This is a genomic window from Streptomyces sp. NPDC001002 (genome assembly GCF_053599215.1).
Window position 1 is genome coordinate 1 of sequence record NZ_JBSFLV010000237.1, and the last position, 10,044, is coordinate 10,044.

The 10,044-nt window shown below is 71.7% G+C and carries 12 protein-coding genes and 1 riboswitch; of the genes, 7 read left to right on the plus strand and 5 right to left on the minus strand.

Translation table 11 applies throughout. From position 1 onward, the window contains the following. Positions 1-112: 112 nt before the first annotated feature. The 3 genes from ACWDR3_RS45855 to ACWDR3_RS45865 all read right to left on the minus strand — a co-directional run bounded on the left by ACWDR3_RS45855 (position 113) and on the right by ACWDR3_RS45865 (position 2,369). Complete coding sequence (locus ACWDR3_RS45855) at positions 113-484, minus strand: Rv2175c family DNA-binding protein (RefSeq protein ID WP_450358643.1); 372 nt, start codon at positions 482-484, stop codon at positions 113-115. Positions 485-756: 272 nt separating this feature from the next. After that, positions 757-1,941 (minus strand): NAD(P)/FAD-dependent oxidoreductase, encoded by a 1,185-nt coding sequence (locus ACWDR3_RS45860; protein ID WP_450358652.1) that lies wholly within the window; start codon positions 1,939-1,941, stop codon positions 757-759. 77 nt (positions 1,942-2,018) lie between these two features. Then, positions 2,019-2,369: a hypothetical protein gene (locus ACWDR3_RS45865; RefSeq protein ID WP_450358644.1), complete on the minus strand. Its 351-nt coding sequence runs from the start codon at positions 2,367-2,369 to the stop codon at positions 2,019-2,021. A 53-nt stretch (positions 2,370-2,422) separates the two neighbouring features. Next, positions 2,423-2,534: riboswitch (TPP riboswitch) on the plus strand. On the opposite strand from ACWDR3_RS45865, the gene thiO reads away from it, so the two are divergent. The 6 genes from thiO (at position 2,532) to ACWDR3_RS45895 (ending at position 8,310) form a co-directional block, all read left to right on the plus strand. Continuing rightward, entirely contained in the window at positions 2,532-3,686 is a 1,155-nt protein-coding gene (gene thiO / locus ACWDR3_RS45870) for a glycine oxidase ThiO (RefSeq protein ID WP_450358645.1), read from the plus strand. (Overlaps the previous riboswitch by 3 nt.) Then, a complete protein-coding gene (thiS, locus tag ACWDR3_RS45875; RefSeq protein ID WP_450358646.1) occupies positions 3,683-3,883 on the plus strand; it encodes a sulfur carrier protein ThiS in 201 nt (66 codons plus the stop codon). Before thiO ends, thiS begins: the two co-directional genes overlap by 4 nt. Positions 3,884-3,886: 3 nt before the next feature. Beyond that, positions 3,887-4,681, plus strand: coding sequence for a thiazole synthase (locus ACWDR3_RS45880; RefSeq protein WP_450358647.1), 795 nt, complete (start codon positions 3,887-3,889; stop codon positions 4,679-4,681). A gap of 118 nt (positions 4,682-4,799) precedes the next feature. Further along, positions 4,800-6,731: a Stk1 family PASTA domain-containing Ser/Thr kinase gene (gene pknB / locus ACWDR3_RS45885; RefSeq protein ID WP_450358648.1), complete on the plus strand. Its 1,932-nt coding sequence runs from the start codon at positions 4,800-4,802 to the stop codon at positions 6,729-6,731. An 88-nt stretch (positions 6,732-6,819) separates the two neighbouring features. Next, entirely contained in the window at positions 6,820-7,692 is an 873-nt protein-coding gene (locus ACWDR3_RS45890; RefSeq protein WP_450358649.1) for a deoxyribonuclease IV, read from the plus strand. Between the two features lie 84 nt (positions 7,693-7,776). Beyond that, a complete protein-coding gene (locus ACWDR3_RS45895) occupies positions 7,777-8,310 on the plus strand; it encodes a DUF4396 domain-containing protein (RefSeq protein ID WP_450358650.1) in 534 nt (177 codons plus the stop codon). Positions 8,311-8,332: 22 nt separating this feature from the next. Here ACWDR3_RS45895 and ACWDR3_RS45900 read toward each other — a convergent pair whose 3' ends face one another. Further along, positions 8,333-8,965, minus strand: coding sequence for a sulfite oxidase-like oxidoreductase (locus ACWDR3_RS45900; RefSeq protein WP_450358651.1), 633 nt, complete (start codon positions 8,963-8,965; stop codon positions 8,333-8,335). A gap of 178 nt (positions 8,966-9,143) precedes the next feature. On the opposite strand from ACWDR3_RS45900, the gene bfr reads away from it, so the two are divergent. Then, complete coding sequence (bfr, locus tag ACWDR3_RS45905) at positions 9,144-9,620, plus strand: bacterioferritin (protein ID WP_019062355.1); 477 nt, start codon at positions 9,144-9,146, stop codon at positions 9,618-9,620. 25 nt (positions 9,621-9,645) lie between these two features. Here the strand turns inward: bfr and ACWDR3_RS45910 are convergent, their stop codons facing one another. Then, complete coding sequence (locus tag ACWDR3_RS45910; protein ID WP_450358653.1) at positions 9,646-9,921, minus strand: (2Fe-2S)-binding protein; 276 nt, start codon at positions 9,919-9,921, stop codon at positions 9,646-9,648. Positions 9,922-10,044 lie beyond the last annotated feature (123 nt).

Consider the following 10,044-nt stretch of genomic DNA (forward strand, 5'->3'; position numbering starts at 1 on the left):
CGGGGGGGGGCGCGCGCCGCCCGGCGCCCGCGCCCCCCCCCCCCCACCGAGGCCACGGTCGGCCGCGGCCGTGGCCCCTTGCCCGCCCCGGCCCGTCGATCAGTACTGCCCGTCAGACGGCGAGCGCCTGGGCGCGGCGCTTCACCTCCGTACCGCGGTTCTCGGCGAGGGCCTGTGCGGGGGTGCCGGGCAGGCTCGGGTCCGGCGTGAAGAGCCACTCCAGCATCTCTTCGTCCGTGAAGCCGTCGTCCCGCAGCAGCGTCAGGGTCCCGGTCAGGCCCTTGACGACCTTCTGCTCGGCCCCGTCGATGAAGGCGGCGGGGACGTGCAGCGCGCGGTTCTCACCACGGCGTACGGCGATGAGCTGGCCGTCCTTGACCAGCTGCCGCACACGCGTCACCTCCACGCCGAACTGCTCGGCGATGTCGGGGAGCGTGAGCCACGCGGGGACGAGAGCATCGATCTTTGCGTCAATCTCGGTCACGACGACAAGCCTGCCATCCCGGACTGACAGTCGGAAGCCAGACGCCCGCCACCTGCGGTTTCCTAACGCCTTCAGGCCGACGCGGCCTCAGACCGACCCGCCCTCGGACCGCCGCGGCTTCAGACCGTACGCGGCGGGAGCGGTCGTCGTCAGCCTGAGCCTCAGCCACTGGTACGACTGCCGCGGCACGGCTCAAGACCGCCGCGGCCTCAGACCGACCAGCCCTCGCGCCGACGCAGCCCCGACCACCGCCGCCTCTGACCACCGCCACCTCAGACCGCCGCCACCTTCAGCGGGCGCGCCGGGTCCGCGAGCAGTTCCGGGTTCATGACCGCCCCCGCCTCGATCAGCCGCCGCCCCTGCGCCAGGTCCCGCGGGCGGCCCACCGCGAGCAGGGCGACCAGGCGGTTCTCGCGCAGCCAGCACACCGACCAGGCGGGTCCGGACGGGTCGCCGCGCCACAGCAGCGTGTCGGCCGACGGGTGGTGGCCGGCGTACTGGACGAAGCGGCCGAACTGCTCTGACCAGAAGTACGGGACGGGGTCGTAGACCACGGGCGCCTCGCCCACGATGTTCGCGGCGACCGTGCGCGGGCCCTGGAGGGCGTTGTCCCAGTGGTGGACCAGCAGGCGCTCGCCGTACCGCCCCGAGGGGAAGGACGCGCAGTCACCGACCGCGTAGACGTCCGGCGTCGAGGTGCGCAGGCGGTCGTCGGCGAGGACCTCGCGGTGGGCGCCGAGTTCGATGCCTGAGCCGGTGAGCCAGCCGGTGGCGGGGCGGGCGCCGATGCCGACCACGACCGCGCCCGCGGGCAGCCGGGAGCCGTCGGAGAGGACCACCTCGCCGGGCTCGACGCGCTCCACGCGTGCGTGCGTACGCAGCGTGACGCCCGCGTCGGCGTACCAGGCGGCCATCGGCCCCGCGACCTCGGCGGGCAGCGCGCCCGCGAGCGGCCGGTCGGCGGCCTCGACGACGGTCACCGCGCAGCCCGCCTCGCGCGCGGCGGTGGCGAACTCCGCGCCGATCCAGCCCGCGCCGACGACCACGATGTCGTGCTGCCGGGCGAGTACCGGGCGCAGCCGCTCGGCGTCGTCCAGGGTGCGCAGCAGATGCACGCCGGGCACGCCCTCGGTGCCGGGCAGCCGGATCGGTTCGGCGCCGGTGGCCAGGACCAGGACGTCGTACGGGACCGGCCCCGCCTCGGTGTCCAGGGCGCGGTCGGCCGGGCGGACGGCCAACACCTCGCGGCCCAGCCGCAGTTCGATGCCGAGCGCCTCGAAGTCGACGTCGAAGGCGGAGCCCTCGGCCTTGCCCAGCAGGACGGCCTTGGACAGCGGCGGCCGGTCGTAGGGCTGATGGGGCTCGGCGCCGAGCACGGTGACAGTGCCGGTGAAGCCCTGTTCCCTCAGGGCCACGGCGGTCTGCACCCCGGCCATGCCCGCGCCGACGACGACCACGCGCCGCTTCGGTGACGTGCTCTCGTCCCGCGTCTGCTCGCTCACCTGATCACCATAGACACCTGACAAATTGTCAGTCAGCCGTCGTGCTCGGTGACCTGCTCCACAACGCTCGTCCCGCTGCCCGCCGCCGACTCCCATTCCCAGGTCTCGTCGAGGCGCACGCGCCCGTCCGGCAACTCCACGACCGTAGACACGCAGTGCCCCGAGGCCGTCGTCCCGTCGGTCCTCAACTGCACGTACCGGAAGTCCAGCCGGTCACCTGACCGAGTGCCCACGAGGTGCCCGCGCACGACGTCGCCGCCCGCGTACTCGGCCCAGATCTCGCCGTCCTTCTCGTGGTAGGCGAACCGGGTGCGGGTACCCACCTGACCTGCGTCCTGGTCGGCGACGGGGGCGAGGACGAGGCCGTCGAGCGAGCGGGCCATGGCGGAAGGCTCCCTTACAGAGGCGCGGAATCAAGGGCTAGGCTGGCCAACGTACAAGCACTCGCGGGAGTCCGGACGCACCGGGCTGAGAGGGAGGCTGGCGGCCTCCGACCGTACGAACCTGATCCGGGTCATGCCGGCGAAGGGAGGGGCTGGACGCCCATGTCGTCACGTACGTCAGACGTCCTCGTCATCGGGGGCGGAATCATCGGCCTGGTCACGGCGTGGCGGGCCGCGCAGCGCGGCTTCGCGACGGCCGTCGTGGATCCCGAACCGGGCGGCGGGGCCGCCCAGGTGGCGGCCGGCATGCTGGCCGCCGTCACGGAACTGCACTACGGCGAGCAGACCCTGCTCGGGCTCAATCTCGCCTCGGCGCGCCGCTATCCCGACTTCGCGGCCGAGCTGACCGACCTCACCGGCCTCGACCTCGGCTACCGCCGCTGCGGCACGCTCGCCGTCGCGCTGGACGCCGACGACCGCGCCCACCTGCGCGAACTGCACGCCCTGCAACGGCAGTCGGGCCTGGAGTCCGAGTGGCTGTCGGGGCGCGATTGCCGGCGCCTGGAGCCGATGCTCGCGCCGGGCGTGCGCGGCGGTCTCCGCGTCGACGGCGACCACCAGATCGACCCCCGCCGCCTGGCACGCGCGCTGGTGACCGCCTGCGAGCGGGCCGGCGTGACCTTCCACCGCACCTGGACCGAGCGCCTCAATGTCGTACGGGACAGGGCCGTCGGGGTCACCACGGCGGACGGCACCGACCTGGGTGCGGACCAGGTCGTGCTGGCCGCCGGCAGCCTCAGCGGGCGGCTCGCGGGGGTGCCGGACGAGGTGCTGCCGCCGGTACGCCCGGTGAAGGGCCAGGTGCTGCGGCTCACCGTGCCGCAGCGCTACGCGCCCTTCCTGAGCCGAACCGTCCGCGCGATGGTCCGCGGCAGCCAGGTCTACCTCGTGCCGCGCGAGAACGGCGAGCTGGTCGTCGGCGCCACCAGCGAGGAGCTGGGCTGGGACACCACGGTCACCGCGGGCGGGGTGTACGAGCTGCTGCGGGACGCGCACGAGCTGGTCCCCGGCATCACCGAGCTGCCGCTGACGGAGACCCGCGCGGGACTGCGCCCCGGCTCCCCCGACAACGCCCCGCTGCTCGGCCCGACCGCCCTCGCCGGGCTGCTGCTGGCCACCGGGCACTACCGCAACGGCGTGCTGCTGACCCCGGTCACCGGCGACGCCCTGGCGCACGCCCTCGCCACCGGTGAACTCCCGGACGAGGCCCGCCCCTTCACCCCGAAGCGTTTCGCGCTCCTGGAGCAGCCCGCATGAACATCTCCGTCAACGGGGAGCCCCGGGAGTTCGCCCCCGGCACGGCCCTCGACACCGTCGTACGCGCCCTCACCCCGGCCCCCTCCGGAGTGGCCGCCGCCCTGAACGAAACCGTCGTCCCGCGCGGGCAGTGGTCCTCGACGTCCCTCACCGACGGGGACCGCGTCGAGGTCCTCACCGCCGTCCAAGGAGGCTGACCCATGGCCGACGACCCCTTCGTCATCGGCGGTACGTCCTTCACCTCCCGCCTGATCATGGGCACCGGCGGTGCCCCCAGCCTGGACGTCCTGGAGCGGTCGCTGGTGGCCTCCGGGACGGAGCTGACGACGGTTGCGATGCGCCGCGTGGACCCCTCGGTACACGGCTCGGTGCTGTCCGTCCTGGACCGGCTCGGCATCCGGGTGCTGCCCAACACGGCCGGCTGCTTCACCGCCGGGGAGGCCGTCCTCACCGCCCGCCTCGCGCGCGAGGCGCTCGGCACCGATCTGATCAAACTTGAGGTCATCGCCGACGAGCGCACCCTGCTGCCCGACCCGATCGAGCTCCTGGACGCGGCCGAGACCCTGGTCGACGACGGCTTCACGGTGCTGCCCTACACGAACGACGACCCGGTCCTCGCCCGCAAGCTGGAGGACGTCGGCTGCGCGGCGGTCATGCCGCTCGGCTCGCCCATCGGCTCGGGGCTCGGCATCCGCAACCCGCACAACTTCCAGTTGATCGTCGAGCACGCGCGCGTGCCGGTGATCCTGGACGCGGGCGCCGGCACCGCCTCGGACGCGGCGCTCGCGATGGAGCTGGGGTGCGCGGGTGTGATGCTCGCCTCGGCGGTGACGCGGGCACAGGAGCCGCAGCTGATGGCCGAGGCGATGCGGCACGCGGTGGAGGCGGGGCGGCTGGCCCGGCTCGCGGGGCGCATTCCCCGGCGGCATTTCGCGGACGCGTCCTCCCCCACGGAGGGGCTTGCGCGGCTCGATCCGGAGCGGCCCGCGTTCTGAACGCGCGTTCGACCATGGCCGGAATTCGGTGCGACGTCCGTCACAGCTCGGCTGCAGTCACGCCCCGAAATCGCCCGAACCGAGAGGCCTGTCAGTCACGGCTCGTACACTCACCTGCGTGGATACGACCCTTCAGGACCCTCTGGTCGGGCAGGTGCTCGACGGGCGCTACCGCGTGGACGCGCGGATCGCGGTCGGCGGGATGGCCACGGTCTACCGGGCCGTGGACACCCGCCTCGACCGCGTGCTCGCGCTGAAGGTGATGCACCCCGCGCTCGCCGCCGACGTCACCTTCGTCGACCGGTTCATCCGCGAGGCGAAGTCGGTCGCCCGACTGGCCCACCCGAACGTGGTGCAGGTCTTCGACCAGGGCGCCGACGGGTCGTACGTCTATCTCGCCATGGAATACGTCGCCGGCTGCACCCTGCGTGACGTGCTGCGCGAGCGCGGGGCGCTGCAGCCGCGCGCCGCCCTGGACATCCTGGAGCCGGTGCTCGCCGCGCTCGGCGCCGCGCACCGCGCGGGGTTCGTGCACCGGGACATGAAGCCGGAGAACGTACTCATAGGGGACGACGGCCGGGTCAAGGTCGCCGACTTCGGCCTGGTCCGGTCCGTCGACACGGTCACCAACACCACCGGGACCGTCCTGGGCACGGTCTCCTACCTCGCGCCGGAGCAGATCGAGCACGGCACCGCCGACCCCCGCGTCGACGTGTACGCGTGCGGTGTCGTCCTGTACGAGATGCTGACCGGCGAGCGCCCGCACTACGGCGACTCCCCCGCCACCGTCCTCTACAAGCACATCCACGAGGACGTCCCGCCGCCCTCGGCCGTCGTACCGGGCCTGGCGTACGAGCTGGACGAACTGGTCGCCACGGCCACCGCCCGCGCCCCCGAGCTGCGCCCCTACGACGCGGTGGCGCTGCTCGCGCACGCCCGCGAGACACGCGCCGCGCTCCGCCCGGACCAGCTCGACGCGATGCCCCCGCAGGCGCTCACCGCGGACCGGGACATCGCCGAGGACCGTACGAGCGTCATCCCGCGCTCGCTGACCGTGCCGCGCCCGCTGCCGGTCAACGAGGACGACGAACAGCGGGACGTGCACCGCACCAGCGTGCTCGCCTCTCCCCCGCCCCTGCCGCCCCGGCGGCGCACGGGCGGCGGTGGCCGGCGCGGGCCGCTCGCGATCGTCGTGGCGATCCTGCTGGTGCTCGGCGTCGGCGCGGGCGTCTGGTACATCAACTCCGGCCAGTTCACCAAGGTCCCGGCGGTGCTGGCGAAGACGCAGGCCCAGGCGAGCAGGCAGCTGGACGACGCCGGCCTGGACCTCGGGTCGGTCAAGCACGCCTACAGCGACACGGTGAAGCGGGGCACGGTCATCAGCACGGACCCCGTGCCCGGCACCCGGATCCGCGACAACGGCTCGGTGACCCTGACCATCTCCGACGGCCCGGAGATCGTGCCGGTCCCCGCGCTGAAGGGCTATGTCCTCTCCAAGGCGAAGGCCCTGCTGAAGACGGACGGCCTCCAACCGGGCATGGTCACCCGGGAGTTCGACGACGACGTCCCCAAGGGCTTCGTGATCTCCACGGACCCGGCGGAGGGCACCAAGCGGCACGCCGGCTCGGCGATCGCGCTGACCGTCAGCAAGGGCAGTGCGGTCGACGTCCCGGACGTCACCGGCGAGGACCTGGAGGACGCGAAGGCCGACCTGGAGGACGCGGGCCTGAAGGTCAAGGTCGCCGCCGAGCAGGTCAACTCCGAGTACGACAAGGGCCAGGTCGCCGCGCAGACCCCGGAGGCCGACAGTCAGGCCGGCGAGGGCGACACGGTGACACTGACCGTGTCCAAGGGCCCGGAGCAGGTCGAGGTCCCGGACGTCACCGGCGACAGCGTCGACGACGCGAAGCAGGCTCTGGAGGACGCCGGCTTCCAGGTCGACGAGGACCGCGGCCTCCTCGGCCTGTTCGGCGACACCGTCAAGAGCCAGTCCGTGGAGGGCGGGGAGACGGCGCCCAAGGGGTCGACGATCACCATCGAGATCCGCTGACCGTCGCCGGCGGCCCGGTGCGGGACGAGGGCCGCCCGGCTCAGGACGCGGTGCCGGAACGGGTCGTACCGCATGACACCCTTGACGGGTGAAGAGCCCGTTCCCCTCCCGCAACCCCGTCGGCGGTCACGTGCCCGTGGCCGGTGGCCTGAACTCCGTAGGACTGTCCTACGCCCGTGAGTTGAAGGCCGAGACCGTGCAGGTCTTCGTCGCCAACCCGCGGGGCTGGGCCACCCCGGACGGCAATCCGCGCCAGGACGAGGAGTTCCGCGCGGCCTGCGCGGCCGAGTCGATCCCGGCGTACGTCCATGCCCCGTATCTGATCAACTTCGGCTCGCACACCGAGGCCACGGTCGAGAAGTCGGTGGAGTCGCTGCGGCACTCGCTGCGCCGCGGGCGGGAGATCGGGGCACTCGGCGTGGTCGTGCACACGGGCAGCGCGACCGGCGGCCGGGAGCGGTCCGTGGCGCTGCGGCAGGTGCGCGAGCACATGCTGCCGCTGCTCGACGAACTCACCCACGACGACGACCCGTTCCTGCTGCTGGAGTCGACGGCCGGACAGGGTTTCTCGCTGTGCTCGCGGACCTGGGACTTCGGGCCGTACTTCGAGGCGCTGGACGCGCATCCGAAGCTGGGCGTCTGCCTGGACACCTGCCACATCTTCGCGGCCGGCCACGACCTGACCGGCCCGTCCGGCATGCACCAGACCCTCGACCTGCTGGTGGACACCGTCGGCGAGGGCCGGCTCAAGCTCATCCACGCCAACGACTCCAAGGACGTCGTGGGCGCGCACAAGGACCGGCACGAGAACATCGGCTCCGGCCACATCGGCGAGGACCCGTTCCGGGCGCTGATGACCCACCCCGCGACCGAGGGCGTCCCGCTGGTCATCGAGACGCCCGGCGGCAAGGAGGGGCACGCGGCGGACGTGGAGCGGCTGAAGAAACTCCGGGACGCGTAACCGGCGCAGCCTGTCGGGAATACCCCCTGGGGGTATACGGTTCCTGCGTGAGGCAGGAACCGCTACCTGACATTGGGGGCACCCGTGGATCACGAAGCGCACACACACCACGACGAGCACCACGGCCAGCACCACGGCCATGACCAGCACGAACACGCTCATCAGCACCAGCCGACCGGCGGCGCCAGTTGGCAGACCGCCGTCCAGGCCACCCTCCACTGCCTCACCGGCTGTGCCATCGGCGAGGTGCTCGGCATGGTCATCGGCACGGCCTTCGGCTGGGGCAACCTGCCGACCACCGTCCTCGCGATCGTCCTGGCGTTCTTCTTCGGCTACTCGCTCACCCTGCGCGGAGTGCTGAAGGCGGGCCTCGGCTTCCGGGCCGCGTTCCGGGTGGCGCTGGCCGCGGACACCCTGTCCATCGCCGTGATGGAGCTGATCGACAACGGCGTGATCGTGCTGTGGCCGGACGCGATGGACGCGGAGCTGGCCGACGCGCTGTTCTGGGTCTCGCTGGCGCTGTCCCTGGTGATCGCCTTCGTGGTCACCGTGCCGGTCAACAAGTGGATGATCGGCCGGGGCAAGGGCCACGCGGTGGTGCACCAGTACCACCACTGACGGACGGGGAAGACGCGGGGCGTCAGACCTCCGGGCCGTCCTCCGGCTCCTCCTGGTAGGAGTACCGCTGCTCCCGCCACGGGTCGCCGATGTTGTGGTAGCCCCGCTCCTCCCAGAAGCCCCGGCGGTCGGCGGTCATGTACTCCACCCCGCGGACCCATTTGGGCCCCTTCCATGCGTACAGATGGGGGACGACCAGGCGCAGCGGGAAGCCGTGCTCCGCGGTCAGCAGCTCGCCGTCCTTATGGGTGGCGAAGATCGTGCTCTCGGCGGCGAAGTCCGCGAGGCGGAGGTTGGAGCTGAAGCCGTACTCCGCCCAGACCATCACATGGGTGACCGTCGGCGCGGGCGGGGCGATCTCCAGGATCGCCCGGGCGGGAATGCCGCCCCACTCGGCGCCGAGCATGCTGAACTTCGTGACGCAGTGCAGGTCGCCCACGACGGTGTCGTACGGCAGGGCGGAGAACTCCTCGTGGTTCCAGCAGTGTTTCTCGTTGTCCGCGGTGGCGCCGAAGACCCGGAACTCCCAGCGCTCGGGGCGGAACTTGGGCACGGGCCCGTAGTGGGTGACCGGCCAGCCGCGTTGCAGTCGCTGACCCGGTGGTAGCTCGGAGTGGGCCGCTTCACCGCTTCCCCGCTGCACCGACTGACCCATGCCTCCATCCTGACAGACCGGAGGCGGTGCATCGGACCAGCATCGCCTCAATCCGCCTGAAATCGGACTAAGCATGCCCTTACTTACTAAGTGAAGACTTACTGGACGATCTTCCGTGCGCGGTGCAAGGATGCGGCGCAACCCGCCAGTTCCCCTTGTTTTGGAAGGAGCCTCTGCGATGCAGGGCGACCCCGAGGTCCTCGAGTTCCTGAACGAGCAGCTCACCGGTGAGCTGACCGCGATCAACCAGTACTGGCTGCACTACCGCATCCAGGACAACAACGGCTGGACCAAGCTCGCCAAGTACACGCGTGAAGAATCCATCGACGAGATGAAGCACGCGGACAAGATCACCGAGCGCATCCTGATGCTCGACGGTCTGCCCAACTACCAGCGGCTGTTCCACGTCCGGGTCGGTCAGACGGTCACCGAGATGTTCCAGGCGGACCGGCAGGTGGAGGTCGAGGCGATCGACCGCCTCAAGCGCGGGATCGAGGTGATGCGCACCAAGGGCGACATCACGTCGGCGAACATCTTCGAGGACATCCTGGAGGACGAGGAGCACCACATCGACTACCTCGACACCCAGCTCCAGCTGATCGAGCAGCTCGGTGAGGCGCTCTACATCGCGCAGCAGATCGAGCAGCCCAGCTGAGACCTGTCCGGTCCTGGGACAAGTCCTAGGCGGCGTCTTCCAGTTCGGCCCGCTCGGCCTGCGCGGCCAGTGCCGTGGCGGCCAGTCCGGTGAGCATCGGCTCGACCTGGTCGGCCGGCTCGCGGCGCGGACAGGCGCCCCGGCCCAGCAGTGCCTGGATGCGACGTACGCACGACCCGCAGTCGGTGCCCGCCTTGCAGGCCGACGCTATCTGCCGGGGGGTGCAGGCACCGCCCTCCGCGTGCTTCGCGACCTGCGCCTCGGTCACACCGAAGCAGTTGCAGACGTACACGCGGGTCACCTCCCGGGCGGGGATCGAAATCAGTCGCGCCATCCCGACAATCGGTGAGGCTAACCTAACCTTACCCGCCGCGCAGGAGCCGCAAAAGTGCTGTGGGGCGGGGATCGTATGTGATCCCCGCCC

Excerpts from the sequence above, each read along its gene's own strand:
- ACWDR3_RS45865 (WP_450358644.1), bottom strand. The coding sequence starts at position 2,369 with ATGGCCCGCTCGCTCGACGGCCTCGTCCTCGCCCCCGTCGCCGACCAG.
- thiO (WP_450358645.1), top strand. The coding sequence starts at position 2,532 with ATGTCGTCACGTACGTCAGACGTCCTCGTCATCGGGGGCGGAATCATC.
- thiS (WP_450358646.1), top strand. The coding sequence starts at position 3,683 with ATGAACATCTCCGTCAACGGGGAGCCCCGGGAGTTCGCCCCCGGCACG.
- ACWDR3_RS45880 (WP_450358647.1), top strand. The coding sequence starts at position 3,887 with ATGGCCGACGACCCCTTCGTCATCGGCGGTACGTCCTTCACCTCCCGC.
- ACWDR3_RS45900 (WP_450358651.1), bottom strand. The coding sequence starts at position 8,965 with ATGGGTCAGTCGGTGCAGCGGGGAAGCGGTGAAGCGGCCCACTCCGAG.
- bfr (WP_019062355.1), top strand. The coding sequence starts at position 9,144 with ATGCAGGGCGACCCCGAGGTCCTCGAGTTCCTGAACGAGCAGCTCACC.